The 20,674-nt window shown below is 69.8% G+C and carries 29 protein-coding genes; 19 read left to right on the top strand and 10 right to left on the bottom strand.

Going from position 1 to position 20,674, the window contains the following annotated elements; all coding sequences use genetic code 11:
- Positions 1 to 255: 255 nt before the first annotated feature.
- The 4 genes from QZY03_RS25950 to QZY03_RS25935 all read right to left on the bottom strand — a co-directional run bounded on the left by QZY03_RS25950 (position 256) and on the right by QZY03_RS25935 (position 4,356).
- Entirely contained in the window at positions 256 to 1,281 is a 1,026-nt protein-coding gene (locus tag QZY03_RS25950) for an ATP-binding protein (protein WP_295586088.1), read from the bottom strand.
- 121 nt (positions 1,282 to 1,402) lie between these two features.
- Positions 1,403 to 3,070, bottom strand: a complete 1,668-nt coding sequence (locus tag QZY03_RS25945) for a Mu transposase C-terminal domain-containing protein (protein WP_295586085.1) — start codon at positions 3,068 to 3,070, stop codon at positions 1,403 to 1,405.
- Positions 3,071 to 3,073: 3 nt separating this feature from the next.
- On the bottom strand, positions 3,074 to 3,289 hold the full coding sequence (locus QZY03_RS25940) for a hypothetical protein (RefSeq protein WP_295586083.1): 216 nt from the start codon (positions 3,287 to 3,289) through the stop codon (positions 3,074 to 3,076).
- A complete protein-coding gene (locus QZY03_RS25935) occupies positions 3,286 to 4,356 on the bottom strand; it encodes a hypothetical protein (protein ID WP_295586080.1) in 1,071 nt (356 codons plus the stop codon). Before QZY03_RS25935 ends, QZY03_RS25940 begins: the two co-directional genes overlap by 4 nt.
- A 139-nt stretch (positions 4,357 to 4,495) precedes the next feature.
- On the opposite strand from QZY03_RS25935, the gene QZY03_RS25930 reads away from it, so the two are divergent.
- Complete coding sequence (locus tag QZY03_RS25930) at positions 4,496 to 4,828, top strand: hypothetical protein (protein WP_295586078.1); 333 nt, start codon at positions 4,496 to 4,498, stop codon at positions 4,826 to 4,828.
- Between the two features lie 152 nt (positions 4,829 to 4,980).
- Here QZY03_RS25930 and QZY03_RS25925 read toward each other — a convergent pair whose 3' ends face one another.
- From QZY03_RS25925 to QZY03_RS25910, 4 genes are read right to left on the bottom strand one after another with little or no spacing between them, the layout of a single operon-like run.
- Positions 4,981 to 5,574, bottom strand: a complete 594-nt coding sequence (locus QZY03_RS25925) for a hypothetical protein (protein WP_295586075.1) — start codon at positions 5,572 to 5,574, stop codon at positions 4,981 to 4,983.
- Positions 5,571 to 5,975 (bottom strand): Mu transposase C-terminal domain-containing protein, encoded by a 405-nt coding sequence (locus QZY03_RS25920; protein ID WP_295586073.1) that lies wholly within the window; start codon positions 5,973 to 5,975, stop codon positions 5,571 to 5,573. The genes QZY03_RS25925 and QZY03_RS25920 overlap by 4 nt, the downstream gene beginning before the upstream one ends.
- 56 nt (positions 5,976 to 6,031) lie before the next feature.
- A complete protein-coding gene (locus tag QZY03_RS25915; protein WP_295586070.1) occupies positions 6,032 to 6,457 on the bottom strand; it encodes a Rha family transcriptional regulator in 426 nt (141 codons plus the stop codon).
- A 41-nt stretch (positions 6,458 to 6,498) separates the two neighbouring features.
- Positions 6,499 to 7,092, bottom strand: coding sequence for a Rha family transcriptional regulator (locus QZY03_RS25910; RefSeq protein ID WP_295586067.1), 594 nt, complete (start codon positions 7,090 to 7,092; stop codon positions 6,499 to 6,501).
- 177 nt (positions 7,093 to 7,269) lie between these two features.
- Between QZY03_RS25910 and QZY03_RS25905 the strand changes: the two genes are divergently transcribed.
- Complete coding sequence (locus QZY03_RS25905) at positions 7,270 to 7,452, top strand: hypothetical protein (RefSeq protein WP_295586064.1); 183 nt, start codon at positions 7,270 to 7,272, stop codon at positions 7,450 to 7,452.
- Positions 7,453 to 7,472: 20 nt separating this feature from the next.
- Here QZY03_RS25905 and QZY03_RS25900 read toward each other — a convergent pair whose 3' ends face one another.
- Positions 7,473 to 7,730 (bottom strand): hypothetical protein, encoded by a 258-nt coding sequence (locus QZY03_RS25900; RefSeq protein WP_295586061.1) that lies wholly within the window; start codon positions 7,728 to 7,730, stop codon positions 7,473 to 7,475.
- Positions 7,731 to 7,766: 36 nt separating this feature from the next.
- Positions 7,767 to 8,066, bottom strand: coding sequence for a hypothetical protein (locus QZY03_RS25895; protein WP_295586059.1), 300 nt, complete (start codon positions 8,064 to 8,066; stop codon positions 7,767 to 7,769).
- A 279-nt stretch (positions 8,067 to 8,345) separates the two neighbouring features.
- Here QZY03_RS25895 and QZY03_RS25890 point away from each other — a divergent pair, with 279 nt between their 5' ends.
- The 17 genes from QZY03_RS25890 to QZY03_RS25810 all read left to right on the top strand — a co-directional run.
- Complete coding sequence (locus QZY03_RS25890; protein WP_295586056.1) at positions 8,346 to 8,564, top strand: hypothetical protein; 219 nt, start codon at positions 8,346 to 8,348, stop codon at positions 8,562 to 8,564.
- Positions 8,564 to 8,821: a hypothetical protein gene (locus QZY03_RS25885; RefSeq protein ID WP_295586054.1), complete on the top strand. Its 258-nt coding sequence runs from the start codon at positions 8,564 to 8,566 to the stop codon at positions 8,819 to 8,821. Before QZY03_RS25890 ends, QZY03_RS25885 begins: the two co-directional genes overlap by 1 nt.
- A 3-nt stretch (positions 8,822 to 8,824) precedes the next feature.
- Positions 8,825 to 9,358, top strand: coding sequence for a DUF1804 family protein (locus tag QZY03_RS25880; protein ID WP_295586051.1), 534 nt, complete (start codon positions 8,825 to 8,827; stop codon positions 9,356 to 9,358).
- 43 nt (positions 9,359 to 9,401) lie between these two features.
- On the top strand, positions 9,402 to 11,141 hold the full coding sequence (locus QZY03_RS25875; RefSeq protein ID WP_295586047.1) for a hypothetical protein: 1,740 nt from the start codon (positions 9,402 to 9,404) through the stop codon (positions 11,139 to 11,141).
- On the top strand, positions 11,141 to 11,872 hold the full coding sequence (locus QZY03_RS25870; protein WP_295586044.1) for a peptidoglycan-binding domain-containing protein: 732 nt from the start codon (positions 11,141 to 11,143) through the stop codon (positions 11,870 to 11,872). Before QZY03_RS25875 ends, QZY03_RS25870 begins: the two co-directional genes overlap by 1 nt.
- Positions 11,873 to 12,076: 204 nt before the next feature.
- Positions 12,077 to 12,277 carry a hypothetical protein gene (locus QZY03_RS25865; protein WP_295586041.1) on the top strand — a complete coding sequence of 67 codons (201 nt, stop codon included), beginning with the start codon at positions 12,077 to 12,079 and terminating at the stop codon, positions 12,275 to 12,277.
- The gene (locus QZY03_RS25860; protein WP_295586038.1) at positions 12,277 to 13,821 is read left to right on the top strand and encodes a DUF935 family protein; all 1,545 of its coding nucleotides are present in this window, start codon (positions 12,277 to 12,279) and stop codon (positions 13,819 to 13,821) included. The genes QZY03_RS25865 and QZY03_RS25860 overlap by 1 nt, the downstream gene beginning before the upstream one ends.
- Entirely contained in the window at positions 13,821 to 14,264 is a 444-nt protein-coding gene (locus QZY03_RS25855; protein WP_295586036.1) for a hypothetical protein, read from the top strand. Before QZY03_RS25860 ends, QZY03_RS25855 begins: the two co-directional genes overlap by 1 nt.
- A gap of 66 nt (positions 14,265 to 14,330) precedes the next feature.
- Complete coding sequence (locus QZY03_RS25850) at positions 14,331 to 15,440, top strand: phage minor head protein (protein ID WP_295586033.1); 1,110 nt, start codon at positions 14,331 to 14,333, stop codon at positions 15,438 to 15,440.
- A gap of 325 nt (positions 15,441 to 15,765) precedes the next feature.
- A complete protein-coding gene (locus QZY03_RS25845) occupies positions 15,766 to 15,960 on the top strand; it encodes a hypothetical protein (protein WP_295586030.1) in 195 nt (64 codons plus the stop codon).
- On the top strand, positions 15,951 to 16,421 hold the full coding sequence (locus QZY03_RS25840) for a phage protease (RefSeq protein WP_295586028.1): 471 nt from the start codon (positions 15,951 to 15,953) through the stop codon (positions 16,419 to 16,421). Before QZY03_RS25845 ends, QZY03_RS25840 begins: the two co-directional genes overlap by 10 nt.
- A 10-nt stretch (positions 16,422 to 16,431) precedes the next feature.
- Complete coding sequence (locus QZY03_RS25835; protein ID WP_295586025.1) at positions 16,432 to 17,430, top strand: hypothetical protein; 999 nt, start codon at positions 16,432 to 16,434, stop codon at positions 17,428 to 17,430.
- Between the two features lie 27 nt (positions 17,431 to 17,457).
- Positions 17,458 to 18,426: a hypothetical protein gene (locus tag QZY03_RS25830; RefSeq protein ID WP_295586022.1), complete on the top strand. Its 969-nt coding sequence runs from the start codon at positions 17,458 to 17,460 to the stop codon at positions 18,424 to 18,426.
- A gap of 2 nt (positions 18,427 to 18,428) precedes the next feature.
- Positions 18,429 to 18,923, top strand: a complete 495-nt coding sequence (locus QZY03_RS25825; protein ID WP_295586020.1) for a phage protein Gp36 family protein — start codon at positions 18,429 to 18,431, stop codon at positions 18,921 to 18,923.
- A complete protein-coding gene (locus tag QZY03_RS25820; protein WP_295586017.1) occupies positions 18,923 to 19,387 on the top strand; it encodes a hypothetical protein in 465 nt (154 codons plus the stop codon). Before QZY03_RS25825 ends, QZY03_RS25820 begins: the two co-directional genes overlap by 1 nt.
- 2 nt (positions 19,388 to 19,389) lie before the next feature.
- On the top strand, positions 19,390 to 20,175 hold the full coding sequence (locus QZY03_RS25815) for a hypothetical protein (protein ID WP_295586014.1): 786 nt from the start codon (positions 19,390 to 19,392) through the stop codon (positions 20,173 to 20,175).
- Positions 20,176 to 20,178: 3 nt separating this feature from the next.
- Positions 20,179 to 20,674: hypothetical protein (locus QZY03_RS25810; protein ID WP_295586012.1), on the top strand; the 496-nt coding region annotated here is incomplete at its 3' end.

The following is a 20,674-nucleotide window of genomic DNA, read 5'->3' as shown; positions in this document are numbered from 1 at the left end:
GTTCCACGGCGTTCCAAAATTCATCTGGAATTTCACGGTACATCATCACGCCCTCCGCTGCAGGAATGACCTCCCCCTGATACCTTATAGTCTATGAAAAATTTCCGGCCTTGAGCATTTATTGTGCCGGATGTCCTCTTATCTGGATCTGCACATCACCGAACAGGCCGTCGATAATCCTGACCGAGTCTGATCCGCAGGGTCGGCAGTCGACTGTCGCGTCCGCGTAACGGGACAGGGTGTAATAGGCCATGATCAATCCTCCACACTCAAACCCAACGCCTGCTTCGCCACCGCCCTGACCAAGGCCGGTGACAAATCCTTACCCCGTGCCAACCCAAAGTCGCGCAAGCCCGGCAGCAACCCCTCCACCAACACCCGCATCGAGGCCCCGCGGGTCTGTGCCCCGGTCTCTTTATGCTGCTTGCCCCCGGCCGCCCGCCACAGCGCGGCCAGCACCTCGGGCGTCAGCGCCTCGCCCTGGTCGACCAGGGCCGCGCGGGCGACCGCCTCCACATCCTCGCGCGGCACCCCGCGCACCGTCTCCGGGCGCAGGTTGGTGCGGCTGCGCAGTTGATCGAACACCCCGCGGCCGATCACCTCGTCGATCTGCGGCGTGCCGATCAGCACCAGCCCCACTTCGGCCAGATCGCGGATCCGGCGCAGCGCTTCCAGCGACCGCACGCCCCGGTCGCGCCGATGGGGCGCCGCCAAGGTGTCGGCCTCGTCGATCATCAGCACATGCACCGAGCCCTTCAGCCGCCGCGTGATCGCCGTCAACCGCGTGCCCGCCGAGGCCCCGCTGGGCAGCGGCAAGTCCAACCCATGGGCGATCTCGGCCAGCAGATCGCTGGTCGACATCTCCCCGGACGCCTCAATCAAGGTCAGCTGCTGCGTCGCGGTCGCCAGCTCCCGCGCCGCCCGCGTCTTGCCCGTGCCCACCTCCCCGGCGAACACCACCACGCTGCGATAAGTGCGCGCCCGGCGAATCGCCAAGGCCAACATCCGATGCACACTGCCCTCCACATAGGGCACCGCGACGGCCTCGGCGTCGCGATCGGCCGCGCTCTCGATCGCCGCTACCGCCGCGCTCAGTTGCTCGGTCGGGCTGCTCGAATAAGTCCCGCCCAGGCACATACTCAGCGTGCCGCGCACCAGGCCGGCCAGCTTGGCCAGCCCGGTGATGTTATGGCCCGGCACCTCCAGCCAGGCTCTCACGCGCTCCGCGGCGGCCCGATCCTCCGCCGTGTAATGGGACGGCCAGCCGGCCGTCAGTGGCATGTCAGCGGGCCGTAGATCAGTCACAGTTGCACTCACCTTGCTATACTCCAGTTGCGTGTTGATGCCGGCCGAAGCCGGCGTTCTTGAAGGGCCTGGCCGTTTGCGGCGGCCAGGTCCGCCCTCAGTCCGCTCCCCAAATATCCAACTCCAACGCCTCTGGCTGCGGTGCCAGCGCGCCGATCTCCCCGCGGGCCAGTTCCAGCGCCAGCAGCGAAACCTCCCCGGTCTGCGCCTCGATCGCGTCCAGCGTTTGCGCGGCATCGACCGTCAACGCCGCCCGATCCCGAATCTCCTGCGCATGGGCTTCCAAGCGCTTGAGCGCCGCCGCCTCGCGCTTCACCGCCCCGTCCTCCACCCGGCTGGGCGACAGCGCCGGGCGGCGCACCACCAGCGATGCATCGCAAATCCACCGGCCATCCTTTTGCAGCACCCGCACCGAGCGGTCATCGTGCACGTCGTACTCCACCCACACCCGCCCATCGCGCAGGTCCGTCTTGGTGTAGGCATCGAGCGCCGGATGCTTGTAGGTCCGCCCATCGAGCATCACGCGGCGGCGGTTCACCACCCGCTCCACGCGCGGCCACCACAGCCCCTCGCCCGGACCGGGCGGGCTGGCCACAAACGACTGCGCCCACACCTGGGTCTTGCTCATCGCCCGTTCTTCCGGGTGCGCCTCGGCCTCATAGCCGGCGATCCAGGCCGCCAGCCCCTCCTTATATTGATCAACCGTGGGCAGCGCGCTCGGGTCGCGCTTGAAGCGCTTGAGCAGGTCCGCCCGCGCCTCGTCATCCCGATCGCGCCCGCAATAGCTCGGCCAGCGCTTGCCGAAGCTGTCTTCCAGCGTGCGAAAAAACCGCTCGACGATCTTCGAGCGCGCGTTGTAGGGCAGCGCGAACATCGGCGTAATGCCCAGCCGCGCGAAAAACCCGGTCGCCTCGTCGGTCTGGATCTGCGCCTTGAAGCCGCTGCCGTTATCGATATGCAGAAAGGCCGGCACATGGTTATGCCGCCGGATGGTATGGCTCAGGCTGAACAGCGTCGTCAGCCCCGACTCCGCGTCCGACAGCCACCAGCCGGCCACACAGCGCGAGCGCCAATCCAGCCACACCGTCAGTTCCGGCCGGTAAGGGTGGTGCCCGGTCGGATGCCGCAGATAGACATCAATGGTGTGCCCGTCCCCCACGTAGCAGTGACCCGCCGGCAACCCCTCAGTGGTGCGTTGCACATAGTCGCCATGCAGCGCCTGGCGCAGGCGCGGCCCCAAGCGCCCCTGGGTCAGCACGTGGCTCGGCAGGCTCGCCAGATAGCGGCGCACCGCCGTCTCGGTCGCCGCCTGGCCCTCCTCGCGCAGTTGCCGGGCCACCTCCGCCGCCGCTGGTTTGCTCGGCTGCTGATACAGATGCAGCGCGCGCGCTTCCCAGCCGGTCAGCGCCCGCGCCCGGCCCTGATACTGCGGGTCCAGCGCCGTCAGCGACCCCGCTTTCTGGGCGCGCCGGTATTGCTCCAGCCAGCGGTACAGCGTCGCCCGATCCGGGCAGTCGCGCGCCTGGGGCCGCACCACCGCCGCCGCCGCTCGCACATCCGCCGGCAGCGTGCCCGCCGCCCAGGCCGCCTCGAACAACGCGATCCCGGTCGCTGCCGCCACCGTGCCGGCCTGGCCGGCCAGCCCCAGCACATGCTCACACAGCCGTCGCTTCGCCCCGGCCTTGGGCGACACCAGGCGGTCAGTCGCGGGCGCGGCGGCGGGGATGAGTTCCTGCATGGTCGGACGCAGCGGCACCACGTTCATCAGTTACCTCCGGAAGGCGGCGGGCAGCCGCACGGCCGCCTCCAGATCCTCATTGCACCGGGCGCAGTAATGCCGCACCGAGCCGTACTCGATAAAGGCGCCCCAGTCGTGCGGCAGATCGCTGGCGCAGACCACCAGGGCGGTGTCCTCGCAGCCGTCGCAGTGCACCGCATGGGTCGCCGGCACCAGCAGGGTCGCGGGCAGGTAGGTGCGGCTCATCGCCGGCCCCTCCGGTTGGCGCGCGGCGGCGGACCGGCCTCCACGCTAGCCGCTGCCACCCGCGCGGCATGGCGCAGATCGGCATCGGCCAGAAACTGCGCGGCCCAATCGCGCACCCGCCGCTCCTCGTCCGCGGACATCAGCGGGGCCGGTACCCGCTCGCCGGGCGTGTAGTGCTGTTGCAGCGCATAGGCATCGTTGATGCCGCGGTCCACCAAGGCTTGCAGCCCTTGCAGGCCGTAGACCGTCGCGTGACAGGCCTCGTCGTACCCCAGATCGTCCAGGTCCGCGGGGTGGTGGATCAGTTCCGTGGTAATGCGCTGCATCGCCAGCGCGGTCGAACGCAGCCGCTCGATCTCCTCCAGCATCGCCAGGCGCAGGGCCGACAAGCGCCGGCTGGCGGTCGGCAGCGCGGCCAGGCGGCGCGTGGTCTCCTGCGCATCGTGGAGCGTCTCGGTCAGGGCATCGACGCGCTCGCGCAGCCGCGCCGTCTCCAGGCGCTCGGCCACCAGACTGCGAATCTCCTCGCGGGTCATCTCCGACACCTCGGCCAGAGTGCCGTCTTGGGTCAGCGCTTCGATCAATTGTTGGCCGCCGACCGCCAGCGCCTGCAGCTTGCGGCGCGGCAGTTGGGTCAGCAGCGGCACCGCCGCCGCCACCGCGCCGATCAGCAGCCGCGCCAACTGAATCGCGTCATTGGCCGTGCGCTGCGGAATGCCCGCCTCCGCCAACCAGCCCAGAAAGCCCCCTTGCCCCATCTCGCGCTTGGCCAGCCACAGCCCCAGGCCCAGTTCGGTCAGATGCTGGGCCACGCGGTCTTGCCGCTGCACGCACCAGTCGCGCAACGGCTCCCCCTGTAGCGGCTGGCCGTGCGCCGCCGGCAGATCCCAATCCACTGTCTCCGCCATCAACGCCAACCGCTCGCCGACCATGCGCAAGTCCCACGGCAAGGGCGCCGTGGCGGGCATCAGGTCGGGCACCAAGTCGGGCACGGGCACCAGGGCGCCGTTTACACTTAAATCGTTCATCGCGCCCCCATCATCCGTAACGCCCAGGAGTTCACCCATGACTGCACCCGGCTCCGCTGCCAGTTTTGCCGAAAGGCCCCAGCACGACGACCTTGTCGCAGCGCTACTGGCCACCTGGTCAGAACCAGAACTGCGGTTGCTACATGCCAGGCTGCGAACGCTAGGCTTTGCCGGCTAGATGGATTGGCTGACAGCGCACGCCGCAGACGCCGCTCAATACCTGGCAAGGAAGCCGAGCCGCAGTAAACGCCCGCGCGCCGCTCCGCCAGCCATCGCTCCGCTTGTGCGTTACGGTGCGCTCTGGCTTGCTCAACTCGGTAAGCTAGCCGCGCTGCACTTTGATGACCCGCGCCTTCAGCGCGATGCGGGCTCCCCGCGAGAGGTACGGGCCGCGCGGGCGCACCTGGTGGTGGCACTGTCGCTGCTGGTTGTTCGTCCCGAGCCCTGGCTGTGGGACGAGCCGCCGGACCTGACTGATCCGTTTGACCCAGCGGCGCCGGATGAGACATGACCCACGACGGCTCAGTCATCGCTCGCCCCTCCTGTTGCGCGCCCCGCTTGCGCCGCCTGCCGCCGCACTTCTGCCTCAACGATCCGCTCGCAGCCGTGCCCCGCGGCGGACGAACTCCAGCGTGGTGGCCTCGGCCGGCCGCGCGGCGGTGCTCATGGCCGATCCTCCAGCACCGCTTGCACCCGCGCGGCACCGTCCACCACCGCCGTCAGTTCCTCGCCCAGCGCGCGCACCCGCCACTCGGCCAGGCCGGCAATGCGCTGCGCGGCCAGCAGCAGACCCAGCAGCGCCGCGTGCGCGCTCGCGATCTCTTGCCGCAGACCGCGCGCGCTCGACGCCGGGACGGTCGGCGCGGCTGGCTCCGCCTCCCGTGCGGCGCACTGCTCAGCCCGCTCGGCCCGCTCGGCCCGTTCTTCGGCCCCCATGTGCTGGGGTTTGTACGGGTTCGGCCGCCGCGCGGGCTCCACCACCGTCCACCCGGTCAGCGTCACGGTGTGGCCCTGCTCCACCAGCTTGTTCGCCTGCCAGAACGCCTCTTCCAGCGCATCGGCCAGCAAGGTGATATCCGGTAAGTGCTGCGCCACCGGCAACGGCGCAAAATCGCGCAGGTACATCAGCGTGTGATGGGCCAGCGTCAAACTGTCGGGATGCGGATGCAGATCCGGATCGCTGGCGTGGGCCACCGTCCCGCGCAGATGTGCCCACGGCACCGCGCGTGCCGCGTCCGACCGTGTCTTGGCGCTCATGCCGCCACCTCGCTGAACACCTGTTCCACCACGGCGCTGGCGCACAGCGGCTCACGGTGGCCGGCCACCACCACCTCCAGCCGCGGGCGGGTGCCGGCGGCGCTCGGCAGCAAGCGCACCTGCACCGTCTGGCCGGCCAGCGGCAGCAAGTCCGCCGCGAAATACGGCCGGCCGTTCAGCGACACCTCGCCGGTGGCCGTCACCTGCCGCGGCACAAAGCCCAGTTTGTGCAAATGGGCCGCCAGCGCCGTCTCCAGTTGGGCGCTCCAGGTCTCCAGTTGCGCCAAGGCGGCGTGCAATTCCTCCGTCGTGAGGTCGCGGTGCGCGGCGCTCGGGTCGGTGCCCAAGGCCTGCAACAGCGGGTGCAGCGGGGCGGGGGTGGGATACGAACAGGCGGACATGGGTGAGGCTCCGTGAGTGGGACGCGGGAGGGTGGATGGTCGGGTGAAGCGTGCTGTTAAGCCGCGGGGCGCAAGCCGCAGCGGGACAGGCGGGCCTGGCGCCGCCGCACGGTCACCGGGCCATGTCGCTGCAACTGGCGCCCCAAGGCATCAAAGGCGGTGAGGTACGCCGTCATGAGATAAACCACCTTGATGCGCGTCGCCGTGCTGCCGGTGAAGCTCATGATCAGCAGTTCGAAGCCGTTCTTGCGGATCTGGTACATCGGCTGGGAACGGCCTTCCGTGTCGATGTAGGAGGAGTTAAAAAAATTCTGATCTGCGAATTCCTGCGGGCACTTGGCCAAAAGGTTGCTGATGTCGCGCAGCACGTTGGAATGCCTCCGGCCGAAGACGCTGGCGATGGCGCGGCTGGTGGTGACCGCGTGACCGTCAATCAGCGTGACGGCATCGGCTGGCAGGCTGATGGCGGTGGAGTCGGACATGGATGTCTCCTGAGTGAAGCCGCTTGGCGGCAGGGTTCGGTTCACGTCGGGGTCCGTTCGAGCACGCGTGCGAGGGCGACCCCGAAGGCGAGCGGGCCGCGCCCGCCCGCGGTCGCGGCCACAATCTCCTCGATCTCCGCCGCGGTCAGGGGCTGACCTTCGTTCGGGATCGGCGCCGCCCGGCAGGCCGTGGCCCGGGCGCGCTCGCGCAGTTGCGCGTTCTCGGCCTCCAGCAGTTCGGCGTAACGGGCCAGGTCGATGGTCTTGGTGGTCGCGCCAGTCACCGGGCTGGCGGGGCGCGCCGGACCCGCCACCTGGGTCTCCAGTGCGAGCCAGCGGTCGATGATGGCGGCGCGCTGCACGGCGCTGTAGCCGCTGGTCAGGATCAGGGTCTCGCGCTTGGGCAGGTGGTAGACGGTGCGGGTGCCGGTCGGATGGCCGTCTACCGTGTTGATTTCTTGAAGGTGCTCAAATCTGGGCAGCTCAATGACGCCCTGTTCTTCGAGTTTGCGTAAGTCGCGGACGACGTTGCGATGGCTCTTTCCGGTGATCTCGGCGATTTCGACCGAGAGCATGGTGAACGGCGCGCCAATCGCACCGGCCAGTTGACTGAAGTTGATGGTGGAGTCGGACATCGAGGTCTCCTGAGTTAAGCCGCTTGGCGGCTGGGCGTGGCGTGGGACCAATGAGTCCCTGCCGGGATTTGGATGCCGAGATCACAGGACAGGTCACGCAGAATCGCGCGGGAGAGCGCACCGCGCGGTACTCCCCGGTGCGGCCCTGCCCAGCGATACCAGGCCCTGCGGCAGGCGTTGGAAGGGCGCGCGCCCAATGAGAACCTGGCCGAGCGCTTTCACGCCGCGCCGGACCAGTTCCGGCAGGACTTTCGGGAGGTCGACCTGCCGCGCGTCATCACGCAGATCCAGCACTTCAAGGCGGCGGTCGACTTTGTGAAGAACCTCAAGGCCGACGCGGAACAGCCGGTCAGTCGCTGACCGCCGCGGTGGTCGCGTGCTCACGCCGACCACTCCCGCAACAACAAATCCCGTGCCGCCACGGCCGCCGCCGCCGCGGTCAGAAGCCGTTCGATCTCGAACTCCAGTTGATCGATCTTGGCGAGATGCTCGCGTTCCGCCGCCGCCCGGCCCATGGCGCTCACGGTCGCGCCGCGTTCGCGGCGGATGGCGTCGATGGCCGCCGGCAAGTCCTGCGGGGTGATGCGCGCGATGGACGGCAGGCGCGGGTACTCGGGGCTGCTGCGATCGGGGGTCACGGCCACTGCGGGGGCGCCGGGCGCCCCCGGACCTGATCAGGCGGCAGGGTCCGCCGCCGGTTCCGGTACCGGCACCACCACCGGTTCCGGGTCGGCCGGCGTATTGGCCGCCACGGCGTTGGCGAGGGCGGCGGTCTGGGCTTGCAGTTCGGTGACGAGGCCCTGCATCGCCTCCTCATCGTCGCTTTCCAGCGCTTGGTGCAGGGCGTCGGTCAGGCCGTTCAGCAAGGTCACCGCGGACTCCACCACGGTGCGATTGGCGGCCACTTCAGCGGTCAATAAGGTCAGTGCATTGGTCATGGTCGTTAAGGCAGCGATCAAGGGTTGCAGGGACACCGGCGTACCGGTGCGGGGGGTTAACAAGGTCCGTAGGTTGGGGTGACGAAGGAACCCCAACGCGCGGCGGCCTGGGTTGTTGGGGTTCGTCCCTCACCCCAACCTACCGTCTCCTCCTGTCAGCCGTGCGGCCTTGACAGCCGCCCGGCCAGAGCGCACCTTAAATCAGGCGCCCGCCCCGTGATGCGGGGAAAGGTTTCCCCGCCCCCTTCGCGTCCTATCTGACTCACACTCGCTCTCATCGCGGCCCGCCGGGCCGCTCCGGCATGAGGGCTCGCCATGCGCGGCTATCTGCAAAGTACGACCGTTTGGGGTCTGTTGATCCTGTTGTTGGGCAATCTGTGGAGCCTGTTGTGGCCCGACCAGCCGCTGGACCCGGCGCGGGTGGAGGCGGTGCTGTCGGGGTGCGTGGATCTGCTCGGGTTCGCCGTGGCTGCCTATGGCACCTGGCGGCGGCCCGAACTCAACGGGCTGTGGCAGCCGCGTGGGGGTGCCTGATGCCCGTCACCATGGGGCGGCGCGAGTACGATCCCGATGGCCGCGACCTGATGCGCATCCTGGGCCAGATCGAAGGGCGCCTGGGGAGCATCGAGGCCGGTCTCGACGAGACCAAGGACAGCGTGCTGCGGGTCAACGACCGGCTCGATGCCCACACCGCCAGCGTGGCGCGCGGCGGCAGTCTGTACGGCGGGGTGGTCGCGCTCGGGGTGAGTCTGATCGCCGAGTTCGTGAAGCGTGGCGTGCCCATCCCCTGAGCCATGGCGCACCCTCCGGAGACCCGCGCCGCGGTCCGTGCGGCCTACATCTACCAACGCCTGCCGCTGGCCGACGCCGCCGCCACGGCCGGGGTGGCCGAGGGCACCGCGCGCACCTGGCTGCGCGTCAGCCGCCAGGAAGGCGATGACTGGGACGCCTGCCGCACCGCCGCCAGCCTGTCACGCGAGGGCCAATTGGCGGTCGCCAGCATGGTGCTGGAGCAATTCGTGCTGCAATTCCAATCGACGCTCGACGGCCTCAAGCACTCCAAAGAGTTGGGGCCGATCGAGCGCGCCGAGATCCTCGCCCGGCTGTCCGACAGCTACACCAAGATGATGTCGGCCGCCGGCAAGGTGGCTACCCCGATCAACCGCCTGAGCGTCGCGATGGAGACCATCCGCACGCTCGCCAAGTGGTTGGCGGCGGAGCGGCCGGACACTTTGGAAGTCTTCGCCGAATTGCTCGACGCCTTCGGCAGTCACCTGGCGGAGGCCCTGAGCCCGACCCGCGCCGGCTGGCCGCCCTGCCGGGCGTGATCCGCTGTGTCGGGTGCCAGGAATGGGCGGAGTGGGTGACGGTATGAGCGGGCTTAGCACGCGCGCCTTTCTGGGCGAACTCAAAGCCGAGCGCGAACGCCTTGGCCGCGAGATCGCCGCCCGCCGCCTGGCGCTGGACCCTGACCCGGCCGCCCGCTTGGCGCGGCGCCGCCGGCTGCTGGTCGACCAGGACTATTGGTGGTGGGCGACGACGTACTTCCCGCATTACGTACGTGGCGCGGGCAGTACGTTTCAGCGGCACTTTGCGCAGCGCGTGCCGCAGCTCCTGCGCGGCAACGCCGGCTGTGTGGAGTGGTGGATCGCCCCGCGCGGCGAGGCCAAGACCAGCTTGGCCACCAAGCTGCTGCCGATCTGGTGCGCCCTGGACCTGCTGTTGCAGCGCCCGGAGATTCGCGCGGAGGTCGGCTGGACCGACCCACCGCCGCCGCCCATCGACTACATCCTGCTGCTGTCGGCCGAAACGCGGCTGCCGACCAAGGCGCTCGACGCCATCAAGACCGAGTTGCTCCAGAACCCCAGCCTGGGCCTGGACTGGCCCGAGGTGTGCGGGCGCGGGCGCATCTGGCGGGTCACCGAGGTGCTGACCGCCAGCGGGCTGAAGATCGAGCCCTTTGGCGCCGAGCAGGCGGTGCGCGGCTCGGCCCACGGGGCGGCGCGCCCCAAGCTGCTGATCCCCGATGATCTGATCACCGATGCCGAGGCCAAGAGCCCGACCGAACGGGAGAACCGTTGGACCTGGGTCACCCGGGCGGTGGAATACCTGGGGCCGCCGGACGGCAGCGTGAAGGTGGTGGGGGTGGGCACCATCCTGCACCGCGATGACCCGATCAGCCGCGCCAAGGTCACCCCCGGACATCTGGTACACCACTTCCGCGCGCTCGAAGCCGAGCCGGTGCGCAAGGATCTGTGGGGCGACTGCGAGGAGTTGATGCGCAATGAGGACCGCCGCGCCGAACTGGCGGCGGCGGATGCCGGGCGTAAATTGCCGGTCGCTGAGCTGCCGAGTTACCGCTTTTACCTGCGTCATCAAAAGGCGATGGACGAAGGCGCGCGGGTGTCCTGGCCGGGTGTGCGTTCGCTCTACGAGCTGATCGCCAAGCGGGTGCGCGCCCCGCGCGCCTACGCCACCGAGATGCAAGGCGACGGGCTGACCGATGAACGGGTCTTCTCCAGTTGGACCTGGTGGAGCAGCGAGCCCGAACCGGGTTGGATCGCCTTGGGCGCGGTCGACATGAGCATCGGCGGTCCGCGCAATCACCCCAGCGGCATCCTGTGGGGCTATTGGAGCCCGTCGCGCCGCGCGCTGCATGTGCGCGAGGACTCGGTGAAACGCCGTGCCCCCTCCAAGCTGCGCTCCGACCTGGTCGCTGGGCAACGCCGCCATCGGGCGCAGCACATCGCGTGGGAGAACAACCAGGCGCAGGAGGATAGCCGTCGCACCTCCATCCAATACGGGCTGGATCAGGGCTGCCCGCTGCCGCTGGTGGGGGTGACCGCGATCGAAGACCGGGTGGTGCGCATCGAGTCGCTGGAGCCCTATCTGACCGATCCGGTCGCGCCGTCCATCCTCATTCACCCGGCCTGCGCCGCGCTGGTCTCGGAGTTGGAGACCTGGCCCGAGCCGCAGCCGCACCACGACTACGAGGCGCTGTGTTGCCTGTACATGCTGTGGGGTCTGGCCAGCAGCCGCGCGGCGGCTTATGCCCTGCACCGCACCCCCAATCCGGCGACCGATGGGCTGTTTGGCCCTGGAGCATTCTAATGAAGCAGCAACTGGGCGACCCCCTGAACCCCGCGCAACTGGCCCACCTCAGCGGCACCAGCCGGGTGATCCACACCGGGTGGGTGCACTGCTCGGCCAGCGATCGGCCCGAGCACGACGCCGCGCGCGTGATGGACCGCTGGCACCGCCAGCGCGGCTGGACCCAGATCGGCTATCACGCCTTCATCCGCAAAGATGGGGTGATCGAACTGGGCCGCCCCTGGGATCAAGTGCCGGCGGCGCAGTCCGGGCACAACGCCGCCGCCCTGGCGGTGTGTTTGCACGGCCTGGCGCTGGCCCGGTTCACCGACGCCCAGGCGCGCGCCCTGGTGGCCTTTGTCGACGCGGTGGACGCCGCCCGCGCGGCAGTGCAGCGCCCGCCGCTGCGCTGGCGCGGGCATTGCGAGGTGGCCGCCAAAGCCTGCCCGGTGATCGACTACCGCGCCGTGCTGGGGCTGGATGCCGCCGGCCACCGCGGGGCGCCCGCCGTGGCGCCGGCCGCCGCGGTGCCGGTGCACACCTTCGGCACCCTGCGGCTGTTCGATCACGGGCTGGCAGTGAGCGCGCTGCAGCGCTCGCTCTGCCAGGCCGGGGCCTTTCTGGTGATCGATGGGCAGTTCGGCCGCGCCACCGAAGCCGCGGTGCGCGACCTGCAGCGCGCGGCTAATCTGGCGGTCGACGGCATCGCGGGGCCGCAGACCTGGGCCGCGCTGGGGGCGGCGACGCGATGACCGCGCCCACCGTTGGCCTCGCGGCCTGTGGCCGCTGCCCGTCGCTCCAGACCTATGGTTGTCCCTGCCAGGCGCCGACCTGCCGCCGGCGGGTGCTGCCGGGCGCGCCGGGGTGTTTGCTCACAGCCGACGTCCAGCCGCCCGCCGGGGCCGTCGATTGGGGTGAGGAACGAACCCCAACATCCCCTGCTGGCAGGCGAGGCCATGACTGACCCCGCGCCGCGCAGCTTCACGGTCGCCGACCATCCCGGCCGGGCCTGCTGGGCCTGCCGCCATTACCGCATCCAGGATCATCGCGCCTGGTGCATCCATCCGGTTTACCGGCTGCCGACGCGGTGGGAAGAGGCGATTGCCCCCGGCCAGCCGTGCGGACCGGATAACGCACCCTTGTGGGAGCCCCGCTGATGTTGATCCGTGTGCTGAACGCCGCCCAGGCCGGGCTGGCCCGGCTGTTACGCGAGCCCAAGGCCACACCGGGGATGGCCCGCCCGGTGTTGCCCACCGTGACGCTCGACGGCCTGACCCCGCAGCGCCTGACCGCGCTGCTGCGCTCCGCCGTGTCGAGCAATGCCCGCGAGTATCTGGAACTGGCCGAGCGCATGGAGGAAGCGGACCTGCACTACCGCTCGCAGATCCAAACCCGGCGCCTGGCGCTGGAAGGGCTGGAGGGGCGCGTGGCTCCGGCCGGCGCGCGCGGGGTGCAGCGCCGCATCGCCCAGGGCCTCGACGAGATGATCAAGGCCGACTGGTGGAGCGACCTCACCGCGGTGTCGGACGGCATCGCCAAGGGCTACGCCGTGGCTGAGGTGCTGTGGGATACCAGCGGCAGTGAATGGCGCCCGGCCGAGGTCATCGCGCGGCCCCAGCGCTGGTTCCGCTACGATCCGCTGGACGGCATTACCCTGCGGCTGGAAGACGGCACCCTGCACGGGCAGGACCTGCAGCCCTACGCCTTCGTGATCCATCAGCCGGCGCTCAAGGCCGGGCTGCCGATCCGCGCCGGGTTGGCGCGGGCGGCGGCCTGGTCTTATCTGCTGAAGCAACTGGCGCTCAAGCGCTGGATGATCGCCGGCGAGCTGTCGGGCGTGTTTCGCATCGGCAAGTACCCGGCCGGCACCCCGCAGGAGAGCATCGACATTTTGCAAGCGGCGGTGCAGGCGATCGGGCTCGACGGCTCGGCGGTGTTCCCCGACAGCATGAACCTGGACGTGATCGCGCCCAAGGGCAGCAACGGCACCGACATTCAGGAACGCATCTGCCGCTATCTGGACGAGCAGGTGAGCAAGGCCGTGGTCGGCCAGACCATGACTGCCGACAATGGGTCGAGCCTCAGTCAGGCCCAGGTGCACAACGAGGTCCGGCTCGACATCCTGGCGGCCGACGCGCGCGCCCTGTGCCGCACCATCAACCACCAGGTGGTGCGGCCCTGGGTAGACCTGAACTTCGGACCGCAGCCGGTCTATCCGCAGTACGAGCTGCCGGTGCAGTGGCCCGAGGATCTGGATGCGCTGGCGGTCGCGCTGGAGAAGCTCACCCCGCTGGGGCTCGATGCCCCGCTGGAATGGGTGCGCAGCAAGTGGGCGGTCCCGGCCCCCAAGCCGGGCGAGGCGGTGTTGGGCGCGGCGGTACCGACCCCACCGGCGCCCGTGGCGCCGGAGCCGGCCGTGCAGCGCGCACTCCAAGCGCAAGCGCACGCCGCCCCGCCGCCCGATGGCATCGACGCCCTGGTAGACCTGGCCCTGGCCGACTGGGAGCGGGATCTGGCCCCGCTCGTCGAACCCTTGCGCGTAGCGCTGTCCGCGCTGGGGCCGGACGCCACCGCGGCCGAGGCCATCGCGCTGCTGCCCGGCCTGCTGGCCCAGATGGACGCGGACCCGCTGGCCGAGCGCTTGACCCACCTCGCCTACACCGCGCGCCTGGCCGGCGTGGCGGGGATTGAGGCGGGCTGATGCCGGTCACCACCGGCCCCGGTGCCGCGCCCAGCAGTCCGGTCCCGGACGACCTGACGCCGAGCGCCTTCGCCCGGCTGTTCGCGCTCCTCCCGCAGGGCGCGGCCGACTATCTAGCCGGCCGCGACCGCCTGACCCCGACCTTCGACTGGCGTGAACTCTGGCAGGGCGAGCACGTTGAGCAGTTCACCGTCAGTCGGCTGGCCCGGCTGGATCTGCTGGCCGCCATCCAAGAAGGCATTACGCAGAGCGTCGGCGGCGACCTGACGCGGCGCGACTTCGCCCGCGACATTACCAAGCTGCTGCAGGACGCCGGGTGGTGGGGAACGGTGGAAGTCACCGATCCGGGCACCGGTGCGGTGCTGGAGACGCGCTTCGACCCGGCGCGGGTCAAGCTGATTTACGACATGAACACCCGCATGGCGCACAGCGCCGGGCGCTGAGAACGCATCCAGGGGGCCAAGCGCACGCATCCCTATCTGCGCTAAATCACCAAAGCCGATGCGCGGGTGCGCGACACGCATGGGGCCTGGCACAACCTGACCTTGCCGGTCGATGATCCGTGGTGGCAGACCCATTACCCGCCCAATGGCTGGCGCTGTCGGTGCCGCGTGGTCAGCCTGACGCAAGCCCAATACGACGCCGGCACCAGTCCGACCGGGGACCCGCTGAAGAAGGTCGCACCACCCACCGAGACCGTGGGTTGGCTGGACAAGCGCACCGGGGAACTGCACCAGGTGCCGGTCGGCATCGATCCGGGGTTTGCCTACAATGTGGGCGAGGCGCGCGCGCGGGTCGCGGCGCGGGAGCGGCTGAAAGACGCCAAGCTGGCCGCAGCACCGGCGCCGTTGGCGATGGCGGCGCGGCAGGCGGGGACAAGTCTTCAGGAAGCGAGCGCGATGCCAACACGTACCCCTTGGGGGCACCTCCCGGATGTCGTCATCCAGGCGAGCGAATCCGCGGTCAAGCAACATCCAGACTATGCCGCGGCCAAGGCCGGCGAGCTGGCCTCCGCGCTACGCTTGGTGCAATCGCTCTGGCAAGAGGACACGCTGGCACCGCTGCGCGAACTGGCCACCAGCGCGGGCCTCCCCCGGCTAGTCGCCGTCCACGCGGTTGAGGGGCAGAGCGTGAATGTGATCCCGCTCGCGATGGCCGCCTATTTGGAACAGCGCCTGGGATGGTCGGTCGCGTCTGATATCATCCAAACCAACCGCGTCAGCCATACGGGCGCCAACGGGTTCTATCGGCTGGCACATCCCGCGCTGTTCGACGGACCGGTGACCCCGGGCGCCGCCTATGTGCTGCTGGACGATTTCATTGGGCAGGGTGGCACGCTCGCGAATCTGCGTGGCCACCTCACGGCTGGCGGCGGCCGGGTACTTGCCGCCACGGCCCTGACGGGCAAGCCTTACTCAGCTACACTGTCCTTAACCGCTGACACACTATCCAAACTCAGGGCGAAGCATGGACAACTCGAAGACTGGTGGCGACAGCGCTTTGGATACGGTTTCGAGCTTCTTACAGAATCTGAAGCGCGATACCTCGAACGCTCCGCGGATGCTGACGCCATCCGAGCAGGACTCGCTGCGGGCGCACCAGCAGGCCGCGCTCGCTGAGGCGCGGGCCTTACTGCATCCCGCCACCCGATGATCACTATCACCGTCCAAGACGACCAGCTGCGCGCCGAACTCCAGCGCATCCAGCGCAAGCTCGGCAACCTCACCCCGGTCATGGCCGGGATCGCCGCGGCCCTGAAGACGGCGGCGTCCAACCGCTTCGAGATACGCCCCACCCCCGCAGCCCACCCCGACCCCTTGCCGAAAGCCGCCCGCCGGCGTAGCCTGATCCGACGCCCGAACGCCGAACGCCGACCCCCGAATCCCCACCCACGGAAGCGTTTCCCGCTCTGCGTCCCGACCGCGCGCGCGCACTCTAGGCGCCATGCCAAACGCGCTGTCATCACCCTCGCTCATCACCTGCCACGGGGCCGGTCGGCCGCTGTCGGCCGCCGCGCCCGACTGGTGCGAGCTGATCCCGGCCGGGACCTGTCACACCCGTGACGGGCGCGGCCCGTTTCACCTGACCGATGCCGCCGCCGTGCTGGCGGCCTTCCGGCCGATCGGCTGGTGCTGCTGACCGAGCGCCTCGCCGCCGTATCGCCCGGCCTGGCCACCTTGCGCACCCTGTGCGCGGTGGCCCCCGAAGCCGCGGCCCCGCAGGTCCTGGCCGCGGCGCAGCAACGCATCACCGACCTGACCGACACCCTGGCCACGCGCGACGCCGAGCAACAGGTGGCCCAGGCGTTGCGCGACCGGCTGATCGAGCCGGCCAAGCGCGACTGGGCGCAGGGCTATGCCCGCAGCGATCCGACCGGCTTCGCCACGTACCTGCAGGGCTGTACCCCGCTGTTGACCGCCCGCACCGTGCCCGCCGCGTCGGCGGACCCCGCCGGCAGCGATTTTGATTCCTTGGTGGTCGCGACCATGACCGCCGAGAAAGTCAGCCGCGGGGCCGCCATGATGGCGGTCGCCCGCGCCCATCCCGAGGCGCATCGCGCCTGGATCGAGTCCACCCAACCCCAGACGCCGCGCGCGTGAGGAGCCCCCGATGAGTGAAAACGCAGGTTACCGGGCCTTCATCGCCGGCACCGAACTGGCCGTGGCGCGCCGGGTCAAGATCGCGGCCGCCTCCGCCACCACGCCGCCGACCGTGGTCTATGCCGGAGCGGGCGAGCAACACATCGGGGTCACCGGCCACTGGGCTCCAAGCGGGACCCAGGTCGCGGTGCGCCTGCGCACCGTCTCCGGCTCGGTGGAGATCGAAGCCGCCGGCGCCTTTGTCAGCGGGGCGTTGCTCTACGGTGCGGCCAACGGCACGGTCGATGATGTCGCCCTGGGGTCGGCGCTGGCCCAGGCGATCGAGGCCGCGGGCAGTGCCGCGGCCATCGTGGAGGTGGTGGAGTTCGGCGTGCTCAGCACCACGGCGGCTACCGTGTCGGTGGCGGATGCCGGGGGCTTTACCGCCGCGGCCACCGTGGAGGCGGCGCTGGCCGAGATCTATCAGAGCGCGCTCACCGCCAAGCGGATGATTCCGGTCCGGCTGGGCAGCTTGGTGCTGGGGTCTACCGGTACGCCGCTGGCGGTGTTCGCCGATGGCGCCTCCGCGACCCCGGGCCTGCAACTGACCAACAGCAAGGCGATCACCATCCGCTGGAACAACCACGCCACCCCGACCGCAGTCGCGACCTCCATCCCGATGCCGCTGGATCTGGACGATACCAAAGCCGTGGTATGCCACTTTCTGGTCTCCAAGACCGGCGCCACGCTGGCGGATGCGACCACCCTCACGGTCGCCGCCTATGAACAGACGGTCGGCGCCCTGCACGATGCGGACACCAACTTCGGCGGTGCCACCGGGGCGGTCACCGGCGATGCCACGGCCAAGACCGTGGCCGAACTGACGCGCACCCTGGCCGCGGCCGACATCAGTGCCGCGCCCTCCACGCTCACGCTGCTGTTCGGCCCGACCGCCGGCACCTTGGGTACGGATGACTTCCTGCTGCATGGGGCCTGGCTCGAATACAGCGCCAAGCTGCTGACCGCCTGAGCCACTCTTTAGATATAGGAGCCTGTGATGTCTGCCTCTCCCCTCTATGCCGGGACCGCGATCGTGCGCAACGATCTGGGCGCGGTGGCCTACGAATTCATGAGCGGCGCCGACCAACTGGGGTATATCGGCGGCGTGGTGTTGCCCATCTTCGAGGTCCCGCTGGGCGTCGGACAATATCCCGTCGTACCCCTCGAGGCGCTGTTCACCGAAGTCGACGACGCGCGCGGCCCGACCGGCGATTACAACGAAGTCGACTGGCCCTTCGAGATGGCCGACTACCGCTGCGCCGACCGCGGCTTGCTCGGCCGGGTCGATGACGGGATGCGCAACCTCTACGCCAACGTCATCCAGGTGGAAGAGATCACCACCCGCACCGTGATGGCCCGCATCATGCGCCGCCACGAGCTGCGCGCCGCCGCCCTGGTGGAGGCGCGCGCGGCCGATGTCACGGTGACCGTGCCCTGGGGCACCGCGGCGACCGCCACGCCAAGCGCCAATGTGGAAGACGGCATTGCCGCCATGCGCCTGAGTTCGGGGCTGACGCCCAACGCGGTGGCCATGAGCTACACCACCTTCAAGCGCGCCATGCGCACCGCGGAAGTCAAAGAGGCGGTCAAGTACACCAAGAGCCCGGATGAGATCGGCGGCGATACCGCCCAGGCCGGGCTGCTGGCGGCCCATTTGGGCGTCGGGCGGGTGGTGGTGGGCAATGCCCTGCGCAACAGTGCGCAGAAGAACAAGACGGTGACCTTGGCCAACATTTGGTCCGACGATCACGTCCACCTGCTCAACCTCTCGGACGGCGGCCAAGCCATCGCCGAGCCGGTGTTCGGGCGCACCCTGCTGTTCACCGGCGACTCGCCCTCGATGCTGACGGTGGAGACCTACCGCGACGAGGGGCGGCGCTCCGACATGATCCGCTGCCGCAACAACTCGGTGGAGAAGATCATCTTCGCCGGCGCGCAGTACAAGTTGAAGGTCACGGCGGGCTAACCATGGACTGGTGCACCCCTGCCGACCTGGTGGCCGCGGAGAGCGACACCGACCTGCTGGCCGCGCTGGCCGGGCCGACCGATGCGCCGCCAGTCGATGGGGCGACCTTGCGCCTGGCCGTGGCCGGCGGCCCGTTGGACGACAGCACTGCCGCTCAGGCGCTGGCGCGACTGGTCACCGCCTGTGCCGCGGGCGGGGAGCAGGTCGGCGCCTATCTGGCCGCCCGCTGGCCGGACGGACTGTCGCCGGTGCCGCCGCTGGTGCAGGCGGCGGCCGTGGCCCTGGCGCTCGAAGACCTGCTGGGCGCCCGCGCCGCGGCGCCCGATGGTACGTACTCCGGCATCCTGCGCAAGGCCAAGACGGCGCGCACCACCTTGGCCGCGCTGCGCGATGGCACCTTGTCGCTGGGCACCGCCACCGTCAGCACCCCGCCGACGGTGCGTTATCAGGCCGCTGACCGGCTGGTGACGGCCGAGACGCTGGCGGGGATGGGCTGATGGACCGCGCGAACTATTTGGCCTTGGAACCGTTGCTCCTGGAGCGCCTCGAGCCCTTGACCACCGACTGGCCGACGCTGCGGATCGAAGCCGCGCGCGATGTGGCCGGGGTGCTGGCCAAGGATCAGCGGCTGCCCTCGCTGTGCGTGCTCTACCAGGGCGATGCGGCGGTGGACGCCACCGATGGACTGGGCCAACTGGTGCACGCCGACCAGCGCTGGGCCGTGGTGGTGGCGGCGCGCGATCTGCGCGAGGCGGCCGCCGGGCGGGTGAGTGCCGGTGAGTTGGCCGCCGCGGTGATCGCGCGGTTGCAGGGCTGGCAGCCGAACGGGCGCGAAAGCGGCCTCGGTCGACTGCGCCGCCAGGCCGCGCCGGCCCCGGTCTATAGCAACGAGGGGGCGGTGTATTTGCCCCTCACCTTCACCTGCCGCGTGCTGTCACGCGGCGCTCTTGGGGATCTTTAGACATGGCACTCGATCTGACCACCCGGCGCTTCCTGTTCCTGGACGTCGCCATGAAATACGGCGTGTGGAGCGGGGACACCCGCCCGACCAGCTTCTACGACGCGGTCAACTTCACCAAACTGGAGTTCGAGCCGCCCAAGCAGAAGATCGCCCGCGTCTCCTCGCGGATGGACGGCAGCGTCGGCCAGGCCCTGGCGGTGGTGAACCGCCCGACCGGCGAGCCGGCCACGGTGGCGGCCGAGTTCGATGCCGCGCCGGTGAACTTCATCGCCCTGGCGCTGGGCGCCACCGTCAGCGAGTTGGATGTCGACGCCAAGACGGTGACGGACACCGCCGTGACCACGGTGTTGGGGCTGTGGGTGCCGCTGCCCGACCAGTGGATCACCGCCGCGAGCTTCACGCTGGAGACCGATGGCGGGGTGGGCGACGACGTGCTGATCGCGGCCACCAAGTACGAACTCGACGCGGTCAACGGCCTGATCAAGGCCACCGACGCCGCTGCGGTCGGCAGCAAGATCGCCAGCTACACCGTGGCCGCGACGGCCGGCGAGGTCTATGCCGCCGGGAAAGCGCTGTCGGCCGACATCTATCTGGTCGGCACCGGCACCGAGCAGGCGTCGAAGCGGCGCTGCCGCATCATCGTGGAGCGGGCCGCCCTGGCGGCGGGCGGCAAGATCGATCTGGCCAAAGGCGAGGCCATTGCCGGGTCGCTGGCCGGGGAGTTGGCGACGCCATCTGACCGCACGGCGCCATGGACCTACACCTATTCTGATCTGGTCACGGCCTAAGCGATGGCCGCGCCGCTCACCCCGGTGCGCCTGCCCGCGCTGGCGGGCGGCACCGCCAGCGTCCGCCTGGTCTTCCAGGACACCCCGCAGACCCAGGTGCTGGGCTTTGACGGGCCGGAGTGGGTAACCGCCTATGCGCGGCTCGAGCTGGCCGCGGCGCAGACGATTGATCTGACCCCGACCGCGGCGATTGCGACACCGGACGGGCGGGCGACGGCGTATCTGATCACGGTGCAGGCGCCCGGTGGGCGCGGGGCGCCGTATCTGGTGCAGGTGCCGGAGAGCGCGGCGGTGCTGGAGTTGGTGGACCTGGTGGGGGCGACGGTGACCGGCCAGCTTCAGCGCCGGGCGGCTGCTCAGCACGGCGGAGCGCGCCGCGCTCGATGCCGTGTCTGCGCCGCTCGGCGCGGACAATCGGGTGCTGACCGCGGCCGATGCGCTGACCGGGCCGACTGGGCCGGCTGGCCCGGCTGGTGCCAATGGCGCTCCGGGTCCGGCT

The organism is uncultured Lamprocystis sp. (genome assembly GCF_903933125.1).
GTDB lineage: Bacteria > Pseudomonadota > Gammaproteobacteria > Chromatiales > Chromatiaceae > Thiodictyon.
The sequence above is the reverse complement of the archived record's forward strand: the minus strand, read 5'-3'. Positions and strand labels throughout refer to the sequence as shown.